Annotated in this window: 18 protein-coding genes and 1 pseudogene; 18 read left to right on the top strand and 1 reads right to left on the bottom strand. The window is 60.5% G+C overall.

The window, feature by feature from the left end:
- The first annotated feature begins 91 nt into the window (after positions 1–91).
- The 9 genes and pseudogenes from C2862_RS21515 to C2862_RS21475 all read left to right on the top strand — a co-directional run bounded on the left by C2862_RS21515 (position 92) and on the right by C2862_RS21475 (position 11,737).
- Positions 92–1,939: a glycosyltransferase family 2 protein gene (locus C2862_RS21515; protein ID WP_136222460.1), complete on the top strand. Its 1,848-nt coding sequence runs from the start codon at positions 92–94 to the stop codon at positions 1,937–1,939.
- A gap of 9 nt (positions 1,940–1,948) precedes the next feature.
- Complete coding sequence (locus C2862_RS21510) at positions 1,949–3,205, top strand: glycosyltransferase family 4 protein (protein WP_136222458.1); 1,257 nt, start codon at positions 1,949–1,951, stop codon at positions 3,203–3,205.
- A gap of 362 nt (positions 3,206–3,567) precedes the next feature.
- A pseudogene (locus tag C2862_RS26030) lies at positions 3,568–3,700 on the top strand (antibiotic acetyltransferase); the annotation flags it as partial.
- Positions 3,701–3,908: 208 nt separating this feature from the next.
- The gene (locus tag C2862_RS21500; RefSeq protein ID WP_136222456.1) at positions 3,909–5,063 is read left to right on the top strand and encodes a polysaccharide pyruvyl transferase family protein; all 1,155 of its coding nucleotides are present in this window, start codon (positions 3,909–3,911) and stop codon (positions 5,061–5,063) included.
- Positions 5,064–5,233: 170 nt separating this feature from the next.
- Positions 5,234–6,202: a DUF563 domain-containing protein gene (locus C2862_RS21495; protein WP_168710138.1), complete on the top strand. Its 969-nt coding sequence runs from the start codon at positions 5,234–5,236 to the stop codon at positions 6,200–6,202.
- A 36-nt stretch (positions 6,203–6,238) separates the two neighbouring features.
- Positions 6,239–7,243 (top strand): glycosyltransferase, encoded by a 1,005-nt coding sequence (locus tag C2862_RS21490; RefSeq protein ID WP_136222452.1) that lies wholly within the window; start codon positions 6,239–6,241, stop codon positions 7,241–7,243.
- Positions 7,244–7,316: 73 nt separating this feature from the next.
- A complete protein-coding gene (gene galU / locus C2862_RS21485) occupies positions 7,317–8,186 on the top strand; it encodes a UTP--glucose-1-phosphate uridylyltransferase GalU (protein WP_136222450.1) in 870 nt (289 codons plus the stop codon).
- A gap of 85 nt (positions 8,187–8,271) precedes the next feature.
- Positions 8,272–10,269 carry a capsular polysaccharide biosynthesis protein gene (locus tag C2862_RS21480; RefSeq protein ID WP_210736095.1) on the top strand — a complete coding sequence of 666 codons (1,998 nt, stop codon included), beginning with the start codon at positions 8,272–8,274 and terminating at the stop codon, positions 10,267–10,269.
- Positions 10,270–10,381: 112 nt separating this feature from the next.
- The gene (locus C2862_RS21475; protein ID WP_136222449.1) at positions 10,382–11,737 is read left to right on the top strand and encodes a capsule biosynthesis protein; all 1,356 of its coding nucleotides are present in this window, start codon (positions 10,382–10,384) and stop codon (positions 11,735–11,737) included.
- A gap of 24 nt (positions 11,738–11,761) precedes the next feature.
- On the opposite strand, the gene C2862_RS21470 is transcribed toward C2862_RS21475, so the two are convergent.
- Positions 11,762–12,295: a hypothetical protein gene (locus C2862_RS21470; RefSeq protein ID WP_168710137.1), complete on the bottom strand. Its 534-nt coding sequence runs from the start codon at positions 12,293–12,295 to the stop codon at positions 11,762–11,764.
- 377 nt (positions 12,296–12,672) lie between these two features.
- Between C2862_RS21470 and rfbB the strand changes: the two genes are divergently transcribed.
- From rfbB to motD, 9 genes are all read left to right on the top strand, one after another.
- Positions 12,673–13,734, top strand: a complete 1,062-nt coding sequence (gene rfbB / locus C2862_RS21465; RefSeq protein WP_136222445.1) for a dTDP-glucose 4,6-dehydratase — start codon at positions 12,673–12,675, stop codon at positions 13,732–13,734.
- Entirely contained in the window at positions 13,734–14,279 is a 546-nt protein-coding gene (gene rfbC, locus C2862_RS21460; RefSeq protein ID WP_136222512.1) for a dTDP-4-dehydrorhamnose 3,5-epimerase, read from the top strand. Before rfbB ends, rfbC begins: the two co-directional genes overlap by 1 nt.
- 118 nt (positions 14,280–14,397) lie before the next feature.
- Complete coding sequence (flhB, locus tag C2862_RS21455) at positions 14,398–15,567, top strand: flagellar biosynthesis protein FlhB (protein WP_136222443.1); 1,170 nt, start codon at positions 14,398–14,400, stop codon at positions 15,565–15,567.
- Positions 15,567–17,672 carry a flagellar biosynthesis protein FlhA gene (flhA, locus tag C2862_RS21450; RefSeq protein WP_136222441.1) on the top strand — a complete coding sequence of 702 codons (2,106 nt, stop codon included), beginning with the start codon at positions 15,567–15,569 and terminating at the stop codon, positions 17,670–17,672. Before flhB ends, flhA begins: the two co-directional genes overlap by 1 nt.
- Before the next feature lie 248 nt (positions 17,673–17,920).
- Positions 17,921–19,390: a flagellar biosynthesis protein FlhF gene (gene flhF / locus C2862_RS21445; RefSeq protein WP_136222439.1), complete on the top strand. Its 1,470-nt coding sequence runs from the start codon at positions 17,921–17,923 to the stop codon at positions 19,388–19,390.
- A complete protein-coding gene (locus C2862_RS21440; protein ID WP_136222438.1) occupies positions 19,383–20,204 on the top strand; it encodes a MinD/ParA family protein in 822 nt (273 codons plus the stop codon). Before flhF ends, C2862_RS21440 begins: the two co-directional genes overlap by 8 nt.
- Positions 20,205–20,219: 15 nt before the next feature.
- Positions 20,220–20,948 carry an RNA polymerase sigma factor FliA gene (locus C2862_RS21435; RefSeq protein WP_136222436.1) on the top strand — a complete coding sequence of 243 codons (729 nt, stop codon included), beginning with the start codon at positions 20,220–20,222 and terminating at the stop codon, positions 20,946–20,948.
- Positions 20,930–21,673, top strand: coding sequence for a flagellar motor protein (locus C2862_RS21430; protein ID WP_136222434.1), 744 nt, complete (start codon positions 20,930–20,932; stop codon positions 21,671–21,673). Before C2862_RS21435 ends, C2862_RS21430 begins: the two co-directional genes overlap by 19 nt.
- Before the next feature lies 1 nt (position 21,674).
- Positions 21,675–22,406 (top strand): flagellar motor protein MotD, encoded by a 732-nt coding sequence (motD, locus tag C2862_RS21425; RefSeq protein WP_136222432.1) that lies wholly within the window; start codon positions 21,675–21,677, stop codon positions 22,404–22,406.
- Positions 22,407–22,537: the final 131 nt, after the last annotated feature.

Raw genomic sequence — 22,537 nt, 5'->3', positions numbered from 1 at the left:
CGAGGCCGCAATCGTACGCGCCAGCGTAGCTGTCCGCCGCATTCGGAAACAAAACAACGAGGACAACGTTGTCCATCAATTAGGGATAAAAATGAAACTATACCGCGCGGCTTCGAAACAGAATTCGCATGAAAAGCGCCAGGAGTCCGTTGCCCAGGTTCCCCACGTACAGAAGATGCCTATCTCCGTGCCTGGTTCGAACGGAAAGGGAATTCAGCAGGTGAAAGTCGACCTGGCGTGTGTTGTCGGGTCGAAAATCGTGGTTGCAGGGTGGTCGACGCTAGATCTCGAACTCGTCGTTCAATCGGGCGAAGAGGTGCTTGCTGTGGAGCGTTTCCGTGTCAAGCGGCCGGACGTGGCAGCGCACTTGTCGATTTCGAATGAAGAGACCGGCTTTGCCCTGACCGCACCAGCCAACGGCAAGGAGCCGGTCACGCTTTCCTGGGTTTGCCCCCAACGCAGGGAGAAGCAATCGCATGTCTTGTCGTTCTCGACCGCGCCGGGTCCAGGGAGTGGGGAACTGCATCTGTTCGAGCCGGCATTCGTCTCGTTGATGGAGGGTGTTCTCCCATTTACAAAAGAATGGCGTGAACTCGTTGCCCTGCTACCGCAGTCGGCGAGCCAAACCGGCGAAGCCAAGGCTTATATGGAGCAGGCACTGGTTTGTCCGAGGACCGGGGAGGGGGTCATCGTCGGCTGGCTGCTGCAGAAGGATCCCGCAGCACTCGTTTGGATCGAGGATGAGAGTGGCAACATCTCGCCAGTGCATGGCGTTTACCGCAGTTATCGCCAGGACGTCGCGACCGCGTTTGGAATCGAGTTCGGTTCTTCCGACTACGCTGGCCTGATTGCACATGTCAGCGGGCTCGAACCGGAAAAGCTGTGGAAGCTGAAGATGCTGGCGAGCGATGGCGTTCACCCGCTGGCCGAGATCAAGGCCGGAGTCCTTCCCTCGGAGCCGGTTGCCGCCTCGCGAAGATTATTCACGCTCAACGTGAGTCTCGCCGACTTCCATACCCGAATCGCCGAAATCGACGAGCCGATTCTGGAGAAGCTCATCCGGCTACAGCGTGCCGCCCAGGACGCGTTGCCTGTGAAAGTGCGCCAGCTCGGACAAGCACCTGAAACGCCGCTGGTCAGCGTCATCATTCCCCTATACGGCCGCATCGACTTCATCGAGCACCAGTTGATGGAGTTCTGCGAGGACGAATGGCTGAAAGCAAACGCCGAGATCATTTACGTGCTGGACGACCCGGCCCTGCTGGAAGGCTTCCCCGGCACGATCGAAGCGCTGCACCGTGTGTATCAGCTGCCCGTGCGCTGGGTATGGGGAAGCGCCAACCGCGGCTTCTCGGGGGCGAACAACCTTGGCGTCGCTTGCGCCAAAGGCGAGTACTTGACCTTCCTGAACAGCGACGCGTTCCCACAAAGCGCCGGTTGGCTCGAGAGCCTGATCGATGTACTGCGTACGCGACCTGGTGTAGGTGCCGTTGGGCCACGTCTGGTGACGGCGGAAGGGTCCATCCAACATGCCGGCATGGCGTTTCTCAAACGCGAAGACCTTGGCATCTGGACCAACCATCACCCATACATGGGCCTCGATCCTAGCCTCGATCCGGCCAGGGATATCACCATCGTGCCCGCCATTACGGGTGCCTGCCTGGTAATGCGCCGACGCGATTTCGAGAGCGTGGGCCAATGGGATACGGGTTATCTAATTGGTGACTTCGAAGATTCGGATCTCTGTCTGAAACTGCGCAGCGCCGGCTTCGATGTCGCGTACTGCCCCTCCGTCCAGCTGACTCACCTCGAACGGCAGTCCTTCAAGCTGCTCGGTACAGACGAATTGCGGACACGTGTTGTCATCTATAACGCGGTTCGGCACCAGAACAAGTGGCAGACACTGCTCGCGGCCGGAAATGCGGTCACCAAGAATTAACGGAACTATATGAAAAACGAACAACAGCGCATTCTGGTCATGTCGCATGCCCACCCGGATTTCAGCCTGGGCGGTGGCGAAATTGCCGCATATAACCTTTTCAAGGCTTACCGCACCGATCCGAACGTCGAAGAGGCGTGGTTCCTCGGCCGCGTAGACCGCAATCGCGGCCACACCGGTGCAATTAGCTTGCGTCGCCCGAACGAATACCTGTGGGAACAAGCCGTCCACGACTGGCACAACATGACTGCCGCACACCAGGAGTCTTTGACCACCTGGTTTGCCGACCTCATCCGTGCGCTCAAGCCAACGATTGTTCATACCCATCACTATGCGCATCTGGGGCTGGAATACCTCCGCGTGATCAAGCAGGTTGATCCCTCGATCAAGATTTACATGACCCTGCACGAGTTCATGGCCATCTGCAGCAATAACGGACAGATGATGAAGACCGGCAGCTTCAAGCTCTGCAATCGTGAGTCACTGGATGATTGTCAGCGCTGTTTCCCGCAAAAGACGGTCGAGGATTTCTGGCTGCGCAAGCATCGCTTCCAAAAGTACTTTGCACTAGTGGACGGTTTTGTTTCCCCATCGAATTTCTTACGCGAGCGCTACATTCAGTGGGGGATCGAGCCGAGCAAGATCGTGGTGATCGAAAATGGGCAGGCGCCGGAAGAGCCGCTGCCACCGAGGGTATTGGCAGGGCGTGAATCAAGAAATCGCTTCGGCTTCTTCGGTCAGATCAATCCCTTTAAAGGAGTCGATGTAATTCTGAAAGCACTGGCAGCGATGTCACCCGTCGAACGACGGAAAATCGTATTTGAGATACATGGTGCCAACCTAGAATATCAAACTGCAGAATTCCGTGAGAGCGTCGAGGCGCTATGTGCACCCCTGATAAAGCAAGGTGTGCTGCAGTGGGCCGGCCCATATCAGCCGCATGAACTCCGAGCGCGTATGGCAAACGTTGATTGGGTCGTAATCCCTTCAATTTGGTGGGAAAACTCTCCAATGGTCATCCAAGAGGCATTCGTGGCGGGGAAACCCGTGATTTGCTCGGATATCGGTGGAATGGCTGAGAAAGTACAGAATGGAGTTAACGGCCTACACGTTGCTGCGGGAAGCATCCTGGCATGGCAAAACACATTGCTCAGGGTAGCACGCGAGCCCCAATTGTGGGAAAAGCTGAATGGAGGAATCAAACCTCCATTGTCTTACGCAGATTGTGCCAATGAGCATTTCAAGTATTTCGGAGAATTCCAGTGACGATCTCGTTTGCAGTCGGTTCCGGCGTTAATATAGCTCATCCATTGCCGCAATTGCATAGAGATTCTTGGGTTGAGGCACCAGTCGTGATTCAAGCGACACTAGCACCAAATAATTTAATTCAAGTCGGAGCGTTCACAGGTATCTATGGAGGGAAGCTGGGACACTGCAAAATCGGGCGATATTGTTCAATTGCGCCGGGTGTCGATATAGCTTCTGATCAACATCCCAGCAACTGGCTTTCGACTTCCATGGTGCAATATGTACCGAACGTCCATGGCTGGGCGACATGGCTCAGTCAAAATGATTATGGTAGCGAACCATCCAATAATCGATTCAATTCAAATAGTTTTGTGGAGATCGGCAACGATGTTTGGATTGGCCAAGGAGTTTTCATTAAATCTGGAGTGAAAATTGCCGACGGCGCAATTGTGGCTGCACACAGTGTCGTGATAAATGACATTCCTCCGTACGCAATCGTCGCAGGAGTTCCGGCGTCAATAAAAAAATTCCGTTTCGATGATTCGGTGATCGAAATGATGAGCAAGATCAAATGGTGGGAATATAACATTCAGGCGGTTGCGTCGAAACTCGATTTTGCAAACGTCCAAGAGTCATTGTCGGTGCTGGAAGTCGAGATCGAAGAAGGCCGTTTACAGAAATATCAAGGTCCGCAGTTTAAATTGGTTAGGGAAAATAAATAATGGCACCGTTTCTTTTCGGTTTCGCTCCGTCCGTCGAGGACAGTGGTCTCCTAGGCACAACTCAGGCGTACCAACTTGTTGGTGATAATACCGGTAATTTGGCATTCTGCTATGCAATCAGCCGCCTTTTGGGGGGCAGTCTTAGCTCTAAGTTATGGCATGCAGCACCTGCAGAAGTCGATCGTACCGGCTCCGTCGGTGTTTTGACGCTTGCTAACCAACTCGGAACTCATGCTGATCTAGGGTTTCTCGTTGAAAATTTTAGGCAGCTTAAGTGTCGACTTGTCGGTATTGGTTTAGGCGCTCAAGCTGGGAATTTGCAACAGGAGGTAGAGATTCCAGCAGGTACGTTGGACTGGGTTCGGACGATTCAAGATCACTCCCCAACTAATGCGCCAAATATTGCGATGCGTGGCGAATTTAGTCGCCGTGCACTCGAGCGTTATGGCCTCGCCGAAAAGGCTGTGGCACTGGGTTGCCCTACTTTATTCATCAGTCCGGAAGTAAAGTTGGGTGCAAAAATTGCGAGTCGTTTTAACGGAAATCCGCAAAACATTGCGGTAACGGCCGGGCACCAGCGCTGGGGCCATTTGGCGCGTTTGGAGGCGTCGCTCGTTCAACTGATGGGAGCGAATAAAGGGGCATATATCTGCCAAAGCCCATTGGAAATGGTCCAGTTAGGGCGAGGCGAGGCCACCTTGCTTTCGCAAGAACAACTCAACCTGTGTCGTAACTATGCTACTCCGCATCTCTCGAATGATGATTTTATAAAATGGACGGAGCAACACGCGTTTAGTTTTTTCTCGGCAGCAGCATGGCTGGAATTTACTCGTCGATACGACTTTGTTATCGGAACTCGTATTCATGGGGTCATGCTTGCTCTACAGGCAGGCGTCCCAGCGTTATGTATCGCGCATGATTCTAGGACAAAGGAACTCTGTGAAACGATGAAAGTGCCGCACGTCTCATCGGCCGAAGTCAGCGCGGGAATACGTCGTGACGATCTTCCTCGGTTGTTCCGTTTTGATCCTGACGAGTTTGATGCAAACCGAACTCGACTGGCAGGTGAATACCATAAATTCTTGCGAAACAATAAGCTGAGCCCAGCGCCATATCTTGGGCATCTGGCTCAAGTGGAACAGAGCCGCGGTTGATAGGTCGAGGTATGTTTCAAAAATTGAACCTTGTCACGCATCCTCACCAGTCCTCGTTGTCTGGAGTCCAGATATTGGAGACGCATATCGGAAGGGCGAGTCCGCGATCGTGGCCGCAGTTCTCTGATGATCCGGACGGCACCGGTAGGAGTCTTCCAAAGCTTCCTGTCATGGTGGATCAGGCCAGATTCTTGTTAAAGGCGGATGATACGTGGATGTTAAACGGCCACCGATGGCTGCTGAATAAAGATCTAACTCAGTTCTTTACTGATAACACTGTGCAGAATCCGGAATCTTATTCACATCTGTTCGTAACCGATCGGGACACTGGCTTGAGTTGGACTGAGCGCGAGGCATTCGTATTCCAGAATAAAGCGCGTAAAACAATTCGCTTGGAGGGGCAAATAGGTCTCGCAGTCTCTGCGGAGCCTAGTAACTGGGGATCTTTTCTTTTTCGTGTTGTACCAAAATTGGCTTGGCTTAAGGCGGTCGGAGTCTCAAAAATCCTTATGTATAGTCAGTTTCCGCAGCAGGCTCAACTAGCTGGCCTGCTTGGGTTCACAGAGGACGCGATTATTCCGCATCACCCGAACTGCAGTTATGAGATGAGTTCCGCGATTATCCCATCGCAGTGCCACACAAACGGGTATTTGGATGCCTATGCTCGGGAAGTGTTCCTTGGACTAAGTCGCTCACTGCAAGGGAAGTCGCGCTATGGACGAAAGATCTATATATCTCGACGTGGAGGTGTCGCTTCGACGCGGGCGAGGAGGTGCATAAATGAAGATGAGGTGTGTGAAGCGTTGGTTGCAATGGGTTTCGATGTCGTCGTTCCTGATGAGTTGTCGGTCATTGGGCAATTGGCGGCATTTGCTAACGCAGACTTTATTGTAGGTCCGGCAGGTGCAGGAATGTTTAACAGTGTGTTTTGCGCCCCAGGAACCAAGTTAATTGATATAGAGTCCGAGCGGCACTGGGTCTATGCGCACTGCAATCTTTTCTCGTCCTTGGGCCTGAACTTCGGCGTGTTTTGGGGTAGGGTGGATCCAACACTGGTTGAGTCGGGGGCAGTTCATTTGCCATTCAGCGTAAATGTGCCCGCTTTATTGGATAGGATCGCAAAAATGGATAAGGCATAGGTTTTGCGATAAGTCCGCGTTTTCAAATGTTTGATCATGAGTTGGCTTAAAAAGTTCTTCACCAAACCTATTTCGATTTCGATTCCGCCTGCAAATTCCGGCGCCGATACGCTTATCTTAAGTGCGGGCGACAGTGCGTCCATCAGTTATCTAGTGCGCCCTCACTTGCGTTTGAACGGTCATCGCGAGACCATCATTGATCCTGATGTTGCCAGACCTTGGAATTTTTTCGATTCTGGTTTTCATACGGTGATCATCTCTCGATATCTTCCACTGCGTTGGATTGCGGAGTTGCGGCGATTCCAAACCGGCGGCGGTAGAATAATATATTTTATGGATGATGACCTGATGGATGCAGAGGCTTTAAAGGCGCTGCCCGTCGCCTACAGCCGCAAAATAAAAAAAATGGCGACTAATCAGTTCGATGTTTTAAACGAACTGTGCAGGGAATTCTGGGTGGGTTCTGAGTACCTGGCAACCAAATATCAACAATGGTCTCCAGTCGTACTTGCTCCAAGAACACATCAAGATGATTTTTGCGAAAGGATAGACACTAGAATTTGTTATCACGGGACTGCCTCCCACCAAGCCGAGCTAAGGTGGCTTGCGCCAATTCTAGCTAAGGTCGCTACGGAGAATGATTCGGTTTCCTTAGAGATTTTTGGTGACCATAGTGCAAACAAGCTGTTTCGCGATATTCCAGGAGCCGCAATTTTGCATCCCATGAGCTGGACAAACTATTTCGCCTACACGCGAGCCGTTCGGTGTGATGTCGGCCTTGCCCCTTTGCTGCCCGGTCCTTTTAACAAAGGACGGGGGGCGACGAAGTTTTTCGACTATGCCCGCATGGGGGCAGTAGGGATATATACAGATGTCGCACCGTATCGTGGATTTATTCGGCACGAGATCGATGGAATACTTCTGCCCAACGAGCCCCAAATTTGGGAGCGTACTGTTTCCGAGCTCATCAACGATCGGGCCCGACGTGAGCGAATGAGTGCTGCTGCACGGGAACGCGCGAAGCAAATGGCGTTAGCCTAAGAGAAATAGCGCAAAAGACTGCTAATAATTTGACGCACGAAATACAAATTGATCAGTAAGCAACATACAGCATATGAGAAAAATTACAAAGGCAGTTTTCCCCGTCGCCGGCCTTGGCTCCCGCTTCCTTCCCGCTACCAAGGCGAGTCCAAAAGAGATGCTCCCGATCGTCGACAAGCCACTGATCCAGTACGCGGTCGAAGAAGCGGTCGCCGCCGGCATCACCGAAATGATCTTCGTCACCGGCCGCAACAAGCGCAGCATCGAGGACCATTTCGACAAGGCCTACGAATTGGAAAGCGAACTGGAACGCAACAGCAAACACAAGCTGCTGGAGCTGGCCAAGGACATCCTGCCGCCGCATGTGTCCTGCCTTTATATCCGGCAGGCGCAGGCGCTCGGCCTCGGACACGCCGTGCTGTGCGCTGAACCCGCAGTCGGCGATGCGCCGTTCGCGGTCATCCTGGCCGACGACCTGATCGACAGCGAGCCCGGTGCAATGGCGCAAATGGTCCGCACGTACGAGCAGACCGGAAGTGCCGTGCTCGGCGTCGAGACAGTGGCCCGGGAACAGACCGGCTCCTATGGCATTGTCGAGGTGGCTCAGCGGGATGACGGCAAGACGCAGATTTCCAGCATCGTCGAAAAGCCGCATCCGAGCGTTGCACCTTCGAACCTGGCCGTGGTCGGCCGCTACATCCTAACGCCGGCGATCTTCCACAAGTTGCGCGCCGTGCGTGCCGGCGCCGGTGGCGAAATCCAGCTCACGGATGGCATCGCCGCGCTGCTCGAGGATGAACCGGTGCTGGCCCAGACCTTGGCGGGTACACGCTACGACTGCGGTTCGAAGTTGGGCTACCTGAAGGCTACGCTTGTCTATGGCATGAAGCATCCCGAGGTCGGCGCGGACTTCAGCAAACACGTCGAATTGATGCGGGCTTGATGTGATCGGTATTTTTTCGGGCGGGATCTGGCGCCTGCCACATCTGACCTCGTTCCTCGGCAGGGAGGTGACCAGGCTCCGTTCATTGACTTGGACGCCCTCGGCGCATCTGAGCGCCATCGCCGGCTGGGGCCGCCGCCCTACCACCGAACGGGCGCGCGCCTACGCCGCCCGCCACCAGCTGCCCTTCCTCGCCCTCGAGGACGGCTTCCTGCGCTCGGTCGGCCTCGGCGTGGCCGGTGCCGCGCCGCTGTCGCTGGTGGTGGACGACCTCGGCATCTATTACGATGCCACGCAGCCCTCGCGCCTGGAGGCGTTGATCGCCGGCCTGGCGCCCGACCCGGAAAAGCAGGCCCAGGCGCAGCGCGCGCTCGGGTTGATGCGGCGTCACAAGCTGTCGAAGTACAACCACGCGCCCGAGCGTTCGCTGCCGCCGCTGGCCGCACCGTACACGGCGCGCGTGCTGGTCATCGACCAGACCATGGGCGACGTCTCGGTACGGCTGGGCGGGGCCGACCAGGCGCGCTTCGGCGCGATGCTCGAGGCGGCGCTGGCCGAGCATCCGCAGGCCGAGATCTGGGTCAAGACCCATCCCGATGTGCTGAGCGGTAAGAAACAGGGCTATCTGCCCGCTTCGGCTCTGAAGAATGCCGATCCGCGCCTGCACGTGCTAGCCGAGGACGTGTCCCCGCTCGGCCTGATCGAGCAGGTCGACCAGGTCTACGTCGTGACCTCGCAGATGGGCTTCGAGGCCCTGATGCTGGAAAAGCCGGTGGTGTGCTTCGGCCAGCCCTGGTACGCCGGCTGGGGGCTCACCGACGACCGCCATCCCGGCATGGACGCGCTGCGCGCGCGCCGGCCGGTCCGGCGCACGCTGGCGCAGCTGTTCGAAGCGGCCTACCTGCAGTACGCGCGCTACCTCGACCCGGCCACGGGAGGGCAGGGCGACATCTTCGATGTCATCGACTGGCTGGCGCGTAACAAGCAGGCCAATGATGCGACGCGCGGCAGTCTGTATTGCGTCGGCATGAGCCTGTGGAAGCGGGCCATCGTGCGGCCCTATCTGGCGGGTGCGTCGAACCGCGTGCACTTCGTGCGCTCGGCCGCGGCGCTGGCGCGCAAGCACTTGCCGGCCGACGCACGCATCGTGATGTGGGGCGTGAAGGAAGAAGCGAAGCTGAACGCGCTGGCGCGCGAGCGCGCTCTGCCGTTGTGGCGCATGGAAGACGGTTTCCTGCGCTCGGTCGGGCTGGGGTCGGACCTGTTCCGGCCGGTGTCCCTGGTGCTCGACCAGTCGGGCATGTACTACGATCCCGCCTCCGGCAGTGCGCTCGAACGCCTGCTGGCGACCTGCGAACTGGGCGATGAAGACCTGGAGCGGGCCGCGCGTTTTCGCGAGCGGCACGTGGCACTGAAGGTCAGCAAGTACAACCTGGGGCGTACTGCGCTGCGGGTCGAGAGCGGAGGGCGCCGCGTACTGCTGGTGCCGGGCCAGGTCGAAGACGATGCCTCGATCATGCGCGGCTCGCCGGCCGTGCGCACTAACCTGGATCTGCTGCGGGCGGTGCGCGCGGCCAATCCGGACGCATGCATCCTCTACAAGGCCCATCCGGACGTGGTCGCGGGTAACCGCCGTGGCGCCGTGCCGGCCGGCGAGCTGGCGGTGCTGGCCGACCAGTGCGTCAACGAGGCCAATATCATCGATTGCATTCTCGCCTCGGACGAAGTCCATACGATGACCTCGCTGTCCGGTTTCGAGGCGCTGCTGCATGGACGCACGGTGCACTGCTACGGCGGACCGTTCTATGCAGGCTGGGGACTGACGGTCGACCATCTTGCCTTGCCACACCGCGGCCGCCGTCTCGGCCTGGACGCGCTGGTCTGGGCCGCGATGCTGGAATACCCACGCTATGTACTGCCGGGGATGCCGGGCCTGGCGTCGGCCGAGCAGGTGATGCGCCACCTGGTGGCGCAGTCGGCCGGGGCCGGCTCGGTGCAAGCCGGCTGGCTGGCACGCAAGCGTCGCAAGGGGCGGGCATTGCTTGAGCTGCTGGAATCGGAATGGCGCGCGTTGCGCACCTGATCTCTGCCTGAACCGTTGTAAGCCAGCAGTATTTTCAGCAATTGTGACAAATGGTGAATTTTCAGCTGGAAATCGTTACTTATAATAAATAGATCTTTTAGTAGTTATCCGAATGAACGCACCTCTCGACCCCCGGCAACTGGCGCGCTACCAGCAAGGCGACTATTCGGTACCGGGTTTTTACAATCTGCTGCAGTGCCGCCGCGTCCTGATGTTGCAAGGGCCGATGGGCACCTTCTTCAACCGGGTTGCTGCCTGGCTGGAGGGGCAAGGCGTTTCGGTCAAGAAGGTGAATTTCAACGGCGGCGACTGGCTCTTCCATCGCAAGCTCGACGCCGTGGATTACCGCGGTTCGCTGAAGGATTTCCCGGATTTCCTGCGCCGCTATCTGGTCGAGAACGACATCGACGGCCTGCTGTGCTTCGGCGACTGCCGCCACTACCACAAGGCCGCGAAGAAGCTGGCCGATGCGCTGGGGCTGGCGTTCTTCGTGTTCGAGGAAGGCTATGTGCGTCCGGATTACATCACGCTCGAATGCGGCGGCGTCAACATGCAATCGCTGGTGCCGCGCAATCCGGCCTTCTACAAGGCCTTGCCGGACGTGTCCGTGCCCAAGCCCCAGGCTGCGCATCCGAGTTTTGGCCGGGGTGCCTGGTCGTCGATGTTTTATTACGCGGCCGGGCGGCTGCTCCAGGCGCACTATCCGCTGTACCGCCACCACAAGAAATTTTCGATTCGTTACGAGGCGCGTGCCTGGTGCCGCTCATGGGTGCGCAAGCACCTGAACCGCTGGCGCGACAAACCGGTATTCGAGCGGCTGCTGCGCGAGCATGACGGCCTGTATTTCGCTGTCGCCCTGCAGGTGTATAACGACAGCCAGGTGACCACCCATAGCGATTATCCCGACGTGCGCGACTTCATCCGCGAGGTGCTGGCCTCGTTCGCCGCACATGCCGACGCCAACCACCATCTGGTGTTCAAGCATCATCCGATGGACCGCGGCCAGCGCGACTACCGGCGCCTCATCGAGCGGCTGTGCATCGAGCACGGTGTGAGCGGCCGCGTGCATTACGTGCATGACGTGCACCTGCCTACCCTGTTGCGCCATTCGCGCGGCGTCGTCATGATCAACAGCACGGTCGGCCTGTCGACGCTCTACCATTACAAGCCGCTCAAGCTGATGGGGCGCGCGCTGTACGATATGGAAGGGCTGACTTACCAGGGCGAACTGGGACAGTTCTGGACTGCGGTCACGCGTTTCGACCGCGACTTGTGGCGGCGCTTCCGCGCCTACCTGATTACCCAGACCCAGCTTAACGGCGCCTTCTACGGACGCGACTTTCACACCTTGCTGGCGCAGGGGAAGCCGGGCAGGGCGCGTTTATCGGCACCCTTGCAGCTGCGGCGCACTGCGGCGCCGGTGGAGGGAAGCGATGCGGACGACTTCGAGGCGGGTTTGGCTGCCTGAAGTGACTGGAACGGGGCGCCGGCCTTACAGGCTCATCCTCAGCATCAACAGCACGATATTCCCCTTAGCTTTGCGCATCGACAGGTGCGGCACATACGTCGCCACCAGTTGGGCCTTTGGCGTGCCGATCGACGCCACCGGGAGGATGGCGGGGAAGGGGCGGCCGCCGTACCAGTCGTGGCGGCGGATCAGGAGGCCCGTCAGGCCCGCGCCGACTTCGAACTTCTTCGATACCACGGGAAACATCCACTGGTAGGCGTAGCCCGCCATGTATTGCGGCCGGTTGTTCGAGTCGCGTATGGCCACGGCATAGACCGACTCGTCGTTCCCACTGGCGTTACGCAAAGTACGGCCCAGGCCGCCACCCCAGGTGTTCTCGTTCATCTTGTTGAGCTGCTTGCGCGTGTAGGTGTCGCGGTCGTGGTAAGCGTAGCCCGACAAATAGATGTCCCAGTGCACGTCGCGCGGCGCGTCCGCTTCCTCCGCGGTGACCTTGCTGAATGGATTGTCCGGCGCGGCCAATGCATCGTCTGCCCATGCCTGGTTGGAGAGCGCCATCCCGGCGAATAGGAATGGTGCGAAGCAGCAAAACTTGAATGATGACGCGACACCCATACGACCCCCGATGACAGTGATATGTACGAACCCGTGTAGCAGCATCGCTGCTGTGCGGTTGCAAAACATCCCTGCCAGCAATTATTTCCCTTGCGAATCAACTACATGGGTGGTCTAGGCGCCTGCTGGACGGTTTTAATTGTAGAGCTAGTATGCAGAGCACGTAGCACGATTGATAGCGATTTTTACAACATTGTCGCATCTTGCTAAGCAGCAAAATTGATGGATGACATCGACAATGCGCATGTCCTTTTCAGGGCGGCGCACAGCCTTCGACTACAATGCAGTATCGTGTTCCGGTGCTGTTGCCGATTTCATCCATGACCATTCTCGTTACCGGCGGCGCCGGCTTCATCGGAGCCAACTTCATCCTCGACTGGCATGCCGCCGGCGGCGAACCGGTCGTCAACCTCGACAAGCTGACCTACGCCGGCAACCTGGCCAACCTCGCCAGCCTGGAAGGCGACCCGCGCCACCACTTCGTCCACGGCGACATCGGCGACGGCGCACTGGTGGCGCGTCTGCTGGCCGAACACCGGGTGCGCGCCGTACTCAATTTTGCCGCCGAAAGCCATGTCGACCGCTCGATCGCCGGCCCGGCCGCCTTCGTGCAGACGAATGTCGCCGGCACCTTCGGCTTGCTCGAAGCGGCGCGCGACTATTGGAACGCGCTGCCGCCGGACGAGCAGGGCGCCTGGCGCTTCCTGCACGTATCGACCGACGAGGTCTATGGCACGCTGGCCGCGGACGCGCCCGCTTTCACGGAAACCACGGCGTATGCGCCGAACAGCCCCTATTCGGCCAGCAAGGCGGCGTCCGACCACCTGGTGCGGGCCTGGCACCATACCTATGGCTTGCCTGTGCTGACCACCAATTGTTCAAACAATTACGGGCGCTTCCAGTTTCCCGAAAAGCTGATTCCGCTGGTGATCCACAAGGCCCTGGCCGGGGAAGCGCTGCCGGTGTACGGCGATGGGCGCCAGGTGCGCGACTGGCTGCATGTGAGCGACCACTGCGCGGCGATCCGGCGTGTGCTCGCATCCGGCACGCCGGGCGGAGTCTGGAATGTGGGCGGGCTGAACCAGAAAACCAATCTCGAGGTCGTCCAGGCCATTTGCGCGCTGCTCGACGCCGCCCGGCCGCGTTCGGATGGCGCGTCGTATGCGGCCCAGATCCGTTTCGTGGCCGACCGCCCGGGCCACGATCGCCGCTATGCGATCGACGCTGCCAAACTGCGGCGCGAGCTGGGCTGGGAGCCGCGCCACGACTTCGAGAGCGGCCTGCGCCAGACCGTGGCCTGGTACCTCGAGCACGAGGACTGGGTGCGTAATGTGACCAGTGGCGCCTACCGGGACTGGGCCGCGCGCCAGTACGCCGCATGATGCGCGCCGCTCCCCTTGCCATCGCCGACGTCTTGTTGTTCGAGCCGCAGGTGCACGGCGACGCCCGCGGTTTCCTGTACGAGAGCTTTCACCAGGGCCGCTTCGAGCGGGCCGTGGGGCGCAGCGTCGCCTTCGTGCAGGACAACCATTCGAAGTCCGGCGCCGGCGTGCTGCGCGGCTTGCATTACCAGGTGGGGCGTCCGCAGGGCAAGCTGATCCGGGTCGTGTCCGGCAGCGTGTTCGATGTCGCCGTCGACCTGCGCCGCAGTTCGCCCAGTTTCGGGCACTGGACCGGCGCCGTGCTCAGCAGCGAGAATTGCCGCCAGATGTGGATTCCGGAAGGCTTCGCGCATGGCTTCCTGGTGCTGTCCGAATCGGCCGAGCTGCTCTACAAGGCCACCGACTACTGGTCGCCCGAGAGCGAGCGCTGCATCGCCTGGGACGACGCGCAGCTGGCGGTGGACTGGCCGCTGTCCGGCCCGCCGGTTTTGTCGGCCAAGGACCAACGCGGCACTTCCTTCGCCGCCGCCGACTTGTTCGACTGATCTCACTCTCGGGCTCTGCGCGGCCGAATTGGCGGCGCTTTCCCTCCCTGTTCCAGTTATAGCCGTAGAGCAATACCGGCGATAATCCTGTCCTGGAATGATTTAATCGGGGCAGGGCATGGCGGAAGACAGCGACGCAGAGAAGACAGAAGACGCAAGTCCCAGAAGACTTGAGAAGGCGCGCGAAGAAGGCGACGTTCCCCGATCGCGCGAACTGGCGACCTTTGCCGTCCTGATGACCGCCGGCGCCGGCCTCTGGATTACCGGCGGCAGCCTGGCCGGCCGCCTGTCTGGCACGCTTGCATCGGGCCTGAGCCTGACCCGCGAACAGGTCTACAACCCGACCGTCCTCATCGAGCGGATCACGAACGACATCGGCGGCGTCCTGCTGGCCTGCCTGCCGCTCGCCTTTGCCATCATGCTGGTCGCCCTGGCCGCGCCGATGGCGATCGGCGGCTTCAACTTTAGCGCCAAGGCCTTCATGCCGAACTTCATGAAGCTGAACCCCATCAGCGGCATCGGCAACCTGTTCTCCACCAATTCCCTCGTCGAATTGCTCAAGGCAATCGCCAAGACCGTCGTGGTCGGCGCCGTGGCCTGGACCGTCGTGATGAGCGAGAAGGAGGCCGTGCTGGGCCTGGCCGTCGAGCCCCTCGGTTCCGGCCCCGGCCACGTGGCCGACCTGATGGCCCATACCTTCCTGATCATCGTCGGCGCCCTGGGCGTGATCGCCCTGATCGATGCGCCGTATCAGCTTTGGCACTACAACAACAAGCACAAGATGACGCGCCAGGAAATGATCCAGGAATCGAAGGAATCGGACGGCAATCCTCAGATTAAAGGGAAGATTCGCCAGATGCAGCGGCAAATGGCGCGCAACCGCATGATGCAGAATGTGCCTACTGCCGACGTCGTGGTCACCAACCCGACCCACTATGCGGTGGCGCTGAAGTACACCGATGGCCAGCAAGGCGCGCCGCGCGTGGTGGCGAAGGGCGCCGACGAGGTGGCGGCCAAGATCCGTGAACTGGCGAAGGAAAACAAGGTCGCGCTGCTGGAAGCGCCGGCCCTGGCCCGTGCGCTCTGGAAGCACACGGAAATCGACGACGAAATCCCGGAAAAGCTGTATTCGGCGGTGGCGGAAGTGCTGGCCTACGTGTTCCAGCTGCGTAACTACAACAAGGTCGGCGGCCATTATCCGGATCGTCCGACGAAGCTGCCGGTGCCGCCGGAGCTGGATCCGCACGATCCTGCATCGCAAGTTAAACCGAATAATGGAGCTGTTTGATGAATAGTCTGAGAATGCCAGCCTGGATGGGAGCGATTGGTGCCAAGGGCAATGCCCTGGCGGCGCCGATCCTGATCATCCTGCTGCTGGCGATGATGATCCTGCCGCTGCCGGCCTTCATCCTCGACCTGTTCTTCAGTTTCAATATCGCGCTCTCCGTGATCGTGCTGCTGACCGCGCTGTACACGGTCAAGCCGCTCGACTTCATGGCCTTCCCGGCGATCCTGCTGGTGTCGACCATGCTGCGCCTGTCGCTCAACGTGGCCTCGACCCGTATCGTCCTGACCGAAGGCCACACCGGCGGCGCGGCGGCCGGTAAAGTGATCGAAGCCTTCGGCCACTTCCTGATCGGCGGCAACTACACGGTCGGTATCGTCGTGTTCGTCATTCTCACCATCATCAACTTCACCGTCGTGACCAAGGGTGCGGGCCGTATCGCCGAAGTCGGCGCGCGCTTCGCCCTGGACGCGATGCCTGGTAAACAGATGGCGATCGACGCCGACCTGAATGCCGGCATGATCGCCGAGCCGGAAGCGCGCAAGCGCCGCGCCGAAGTGGCGCAGGAAGCGGAATTCTACGGCGCCATGGACGGTGCCTCGAAGTACGTCAAGGGCGATGCCGTGGCCGGCATCATGGTTACCCTGATCAACGTGATCGGCGGCCTGATCGTCGGTATCGTGCAGCACGACATGGCTGCCGGCGAAGCGGCCAAGACCTATACCCTGCTGGCCATCGGCGACGGCCTGGTGGCGCAGATTCCCTCGCTGATCATCTCGATCGCGGCCGGTATGGTCGTTTCGCGCGTGGCCAACGAGCAGGACATCGGTGGCCAGATGATGGGCCAGCTGTTCGCCAAGCCCGAAGTGCTCTACATCACCGGCGGCATCATCGCCGGCATGGGCCTGATCCCGGGCATGCCGAACCTGGTCTTCCTGCTGCTGGGCGGCGTGCTGGGCGGTTCCGGCTACCTGCTGGCCAAGCGTGCGAAGAATGCCCCGCAGCGCGAAGCCGAAGCGGCCGCGAACGACGCGGCAGCCGGCGCGCAGCAGGCCGCCTCGGCCGAAACGGAAGAGGCGACCTGGCAGGACATCATGCCCGTCGACACCCTGGGCCTGGAAGTGGGCTACCGCCTGATTCCGCTGGTGGACAAGGCGCAGGGCGGAGAACTGCTCAAGCGTATCAAGGGCATCCGCAAGAAGTTCGCCCAGGAAGTCGGCTTCCTGGCGCCGCCGGTGCACATCCGCGACAACCTGGAACTAAAACCCTCCGCCTACCGCATCACCCTGAAGGGCGTCGAAGTGGGCAGTGGCGAAGCGATCAATGGCCAGTTCCTGGCGATCAATCCGGGCATGGCCAGCGGCACGCTGCCGGGCACGCCGACCACCGATCCGGCCTTCGGCCTGCCGGCGGTCTGGATCGAGGCCGGCATGCGCGACGAGGCGCAGAGCCTGGGCTATACCGTGGTCGACGCCGGAACCGTGGTGGCGACCCATTTGAACCACCTGATCACGACCCACGCCTCGGAACTGCTGGGCCGCCTGGAAGTGCAGGCGCTGCTCGACCACCTGGGCAAGGACACGCCGAAGCTGGTCGAAGACCTGGTGCCGAAGGTCGTGTCGCTGGCGACGCTGCAGAAGGTGCTGCAGAACCTCTTGATCGAAGGCGTGCACATCCGCGACATGCGCACCATCATCGAGACCCTGTCGGAACACGCGGGCGTGCAGGATGCGAACGATTTGACGGCGCTGGTGCGTATCGCGCTGGGCCGCGCGATCGTACAGCAGCTGTTCCCGGGCACCAACGAACTGAGTGTGATGACCCTGGACAACCGCCTCGAGCGCCTCTTGATGCAAGCCCTGGGCGCGGGCGGCGACGGCACCGGCATCGAGCCAGGCCTGGCCGACACCATCGCCCAGCAGGCGCACAATGCGGCGCAGCAGCAGGAAGCGATGGGGCACACGCCGGTGCTGCTGGTGCCGGGCCCGCTGCGCGTGCTCCTGTCGCGTTTCCTGCGCCGCGCGCTGCCGAATTTGAAGGTCTTGTCGCATTCGGAGATTCCGGAAACAAAGACGATTCGCGTGACGAGTCTCGTTGGCGCGGGTTAATCGACGCAAATCCGCGGGCATGCCCGCCCTACGGTGCGCTGCCGTTCCTAGGGCGGGCATGCCCGCGTTACGCGCGCATCCGCGTGCCGTTTGCCCGCAAATTGGGCAATTTCCCCTTCGAAATCGAATTAACCCCTTTTCCCCATCCTTTTCCCGCGATGGTTGCTTCACGGCATCGTCAATAATCTCTCCCATACACCGGCTTCATGCGTGCCGGGACTAACGAACAGAGCAGTGCGGAGAATAAGATGAATGTGAAGAAATTTACAGCGCCAACATCCCGGGAAGCCTTGCGCAAGGTGCGCGATGCGCTGGGCCCGGACGCGGTCATCCTCTCGAACCGTCCTGTCGATGGCGTGGTCGAAATCCTGGCACTCGACAATGACGACGTCGCTTCCCTGGCTGCCCCTGCGCCGGGTTCCGACATGGCCCAGCCGGCACCGCGCCTCGACCACCTGCACGGCTTCGAGCCGGAAGCCCCTGCTTTCGTGAACCGCCGCGCCGCCGCGCCTGCCCCGACGCCGGAACAGATCTACGCCAGCCGCCGCGCACCCGAGCCGGAGCCGGAATTCGTCGCGGCTTTCGCCCCACGCCGCGCCGCCCAGCCGGAAGCCGGCTTTGCAGCCGACTTCGCCGCTGAACAGAATTACGCCAACCGCCGCGCTCCGCAAGCCGAGCCGGCTTTCGACATGTCCGCCATGACGGCCATGATGACGGCCGCGATCGCCCAGGCCAAGGAATCGGCTGCCGCCGAGATGAGCGGCATGATGAGCGAACTGCGCGCCATGCGCGGCATGATGGAATCGCAGCTGGCCGAACTCTCCTGGGGCGGCACGCAACAGCGCGAACCGCAAAAGGCCGCCGTGCTGCGCGAGATGCTGGCCGCCGGTTTCTCGGCTTCGCTGTCGCGCTACCTGATCGACAAGATGCCGGCCAACAAGGACGCTGCCGAAGCGATGCGCTGGATCAAGACCGTGCTGGCCCGTAACCTGACCACCATGGCCGACGAGGACAACCTGCTGGATAAAGGCGGCGTGTTCGCCCTGGTCGGCCCGACCGGCGTCGGCAAGACCACCACCACCGCCAAGCTGGCCGCGCGCTGCGTGATGCGCCACGGCCCGGAAAAGCTGGCGCTGATCACCACCGACGCCTACCGTATCGGCGGCCATGAGCAGCTGCGCATCTACGGCAAGATCCTGGGCGTGATGGTGCACTCGGTGAAGGACGAAGCCGACCTGCGCATCGCCCTGAAAGAGCTCAGGAACAAGCACACCGTGCTGATCGATACCATCGGCATGTCGCAGCGCGACCAGATGGTGACCGAACAGGTCGCCATGCTGACCGGCGCCGGCGCCGACGTGAAACGCCTGCTGTGCCTGAATGCGACCTCGACCAACGAAACCCTGGCCGAAGTCGTGCGCGCCTACCAGGGCAGCGGCCTGCACGGCTGCATCATGACCAAGCTGGACGAAGCCGCGTCGATCGGCAACGTGCTCGACGTCGTGATCCGGCAGAAGCTGAACCTGCACTACATCTCGAACGGCCAGCGCGTGCCGGAAGACCTGCACCTGGCCGACCGCGCCATGCTGGTCGACCGCGCCTTCCGCAGCCGCCGCGATGCGGTGAACCAGTTCGACGATGCCGACCTGCCGCTGATGATGGCCCACACCGGCAAGGTCCATCAGGACGAAAGCCTGCGCGAGGTGCGCCTTGGCTAGTTTCGATTTCGACCAGGCCGAAGGCCTGCGCCGGATGCTGGCCGGCCCCCAGCCACGCATCCTGACGTTTTTATCCGCCACGCCCAGCGACGACAAGGGCGCGATGCTGGTGAACCTGGGCGCCTCGCTGTCCCAGGCCGGCAATGAAGTCCTGATCGTCGACGCCTGCCAGCGCGAGGTCGGCGTCGCACGCCGCCTCGAGATGGAACGCCACGTCAGCCTGCTGCAGGTGGCGCGCCAGGAATGCGCGCTGAACCAGGTGGTGCAGACTGCGCCGCAAGGTTTCAACGTGGCGCTGCTGGCGCGCGACGGCCAGGCCGCGGCGCATGCCGACGAGGCACGCCGCCTGGCGAAAGCCTTCGACGTGCTGGTGAAAAAGCAGGGCGGCATCGTCATCGTCGATGGCGAACTGCAGCGCGATGGCAGCTTCGCCGTGCCGCGACTGGCGGACTCGGAAATCGTGGTGCAGGTCTCGACCAGCGCCACTTCGATCACCAACGCGTACGGCTTAATTAAACGTCTGTCCCAGGAATTCGGCCGCCGTCCGTTCGGCATCCTGGTCACCGGGGCAAGCGAAGCCGAAGCGAAAGTGGTTTACGATAATATGGCGACAGCAGCAAGTCGTTACCTTGCGGTAACGTTGACGTCGATGGGCTCGGTGCCGGCGGATGAATACCTGCATCGCGCCGCGCGTCTCGGACGCTCGGTGGTGGATGCCTTCCCGCTGGCCGGCGCTTCGGTAGCCTTCCGCGCGCTCGCCGGACGCTTTGCACGGTCGCGTATGGCGTCCCAAGGCGCCCGTTTTGGTTCCTAAGAAAAAAGCACAAGCATGTATACCGTCAAAGGGAAAGCGGACAAGAACCATTTGCTCACCGAGCACGCCCCGCTCGTGAAGCGCCTGGCGCACCAGATGAAGGCGAAATTGCCGCCCTCGGTCGAAGTCGACGACCTGATCCAGGCCGGCATGATGGGCCTGCTCGACGCCATCAACCGCTACGAAGACAACCACGGTGCCCAGTTCGAGACCTATGCCGTGCTGCGCATCCGCGGTGCCATGGTCGACGAGTTGCGCAGCAACGACTGGATGCCGCGCAGCACGCGCCAGACCATGAAGAAGGTCGAGACCGCGATGACGGCGCTGCAGCAAAAGCTCGGCCGTCCGCCAACCGAGACCGAAGTGGCCAAGTCGCTCGACATTCCGCTCTCCGAATACCAGGAAATGCTGTTCGAAGGCGGCGGCCACCAGCTGGTCTATTACGAAGATTTCCATGACGACGACGGCAACGACAGCTTCCTCGACCGCTATGCGGTGGATGAGGACGACCCGCTGCGCGCGCTGCTCGACACCGACTTCCGCCAGGCCGTGATCGACGCCATCGACGGTTTGCCGCCGCGCGAAAAGATCCTGATGGGTCTGTATTACGAAGAAGAACTGAACCTCAAGGAAATTGGTGCGGTGCTCGGCGTGTCCGAGTCGCGCGTCTCGCAGCTTCACACCCAGGCCGTGGCCCGCCTGCGCGCATCGCTCAAGGAAAAGCTGTGGACTTCGCCAGCCTGATCGGGCTGGCTCTCGCCCTCGCCGGGCTGATCGTCGGGCACACGCTCGACGGCGGACGTTTCGCGTCCCTGATCCAGCCAGCGGCATTCGCCATCGTGGTGGTCGGCACCTTCGGCGCCGTGCTGCTGCAATCGGAGGCGCGCAGCTTCCGCCGCGGCATGCAAATGCTGCGCTGGGTCTTTTTCCCTCCCAAGAACCGGCGCCAGCCGCTCTCGCGCGAGATCGCGCTGTGGAGCCACACGGCGCGCCGCGACGGCCTGCTCTCGCTCGAGCAGTACATGGCTACCAAGGACCTGTTCGTGCAGAAGGGCCTGCGCCTGGTGGTCGACGGTATCGCGCCGGAAAAGATCCGCAACCTGCTGGAAACGGAGATCAGCGCCTTCGAATTCGCCGAACGCCAGGCCGCGCGCATCTGGGAATCGGCGGCCGGCTATGCGCCGACGATCGGCATCCTGGGCGCCGTGCTGGGCCTCATTCACGTGATGGAAAACCTGTCCGATCCGTCGCGCCTGGGTTCCGGCATCGCGGTGGCCTTCGTGTCGACCGTGTACGGCGTCGGCCTGGCGAACCTGTTTTTCCTGCCGGTCGGGAACAAACTGAAAGCCATTGTTTCCGACCAGGTCGCGCAATACGAAATCCTGCTCGAAGTCTTCCACGACCTGGCGAGCGGCAACCACACGCGCGTCGTCGAGGAGCGCGTGGCGAGCCTGCTGGCAAAGCGCTGAGATGGCTCGCAAACGCTACGACGATGAAGACCACACGCGCGAGAGCCACGAGCGCTGGCTGATTTCCTACGCCGATTTCATCACGCTGCTGTTCGCCTTCTTCGTCGTCATGTACGCGATTTCGGTGGTCAATACCGGCAAATATAAAGTGCTGTCCGATGCGCTGGGCGATGCTTTCGGCGGCCGGCCCGAAGTGCCGCAGGCCAGCTCCACCATCGAACAACTTCCCCTCACTAACCTGATCGCCCGCAAACGCGCCGAGGCGGCGCGGCGCGAGCGCGAACGCCTGAACACGCTGGCGCGCGAGCTGAACACCTCGCTGGCGCCGCTGGTGAAAAATGGCCAGGTACGGGTCACCCAGACCGGGCGCGGTGTGACGGTCGAGATCAATGCCAAGGTGTTGTTCGAGGAAGGGCAGGCGGCCTTGGGGGGCGAGGCGCGCGCCACGCTGGGCACGGTCGCGTCGCTGCTGAAGAACGATGCGCATGCGATCCAGGTCGAAGGACATACGGATAATCAGCCGATCGCGAATTCGGCGTTTGCCTCGAACTGGGAATTGTCGAGCGTGCGCGCCAGCAGCGTGGTACGCCTGTTCATCGACAGTGGCGTGCTTGAAACGCGGCTGACGGCGGTCGGACATGCGGCGAACCAGCCGGTGGCGGCGAATACGGACGAGGCGGGCAGGGCGCGTAACCGCAGGGTAGCGGTGACGATTCTCGCCTCAGATCAGTGAAATAAAATTTCATTATTTGTTTTGGGTGAAATAAAATTTCACGTAGGGTGGGCATGCCCACGCGGATACATCGCATGATGGGTGCAAATATCGTTTCGATGCGTAACGGTCCCGTACCGCGTGGGCATGCC

This window comes from Massilia sp. Mn16-1_5, from assembly GCF_004798585.1.
Lineage (GTDB): Bacteria > Pseudomonadota > Gammaproteobacteria > Burkholderiales > Burkholderiaceae_D > Telluria.
Note: the sequence above shows the minus strand (reverse complement) of the source record. Positions and strands in the feature narration are given on the sequence as shown.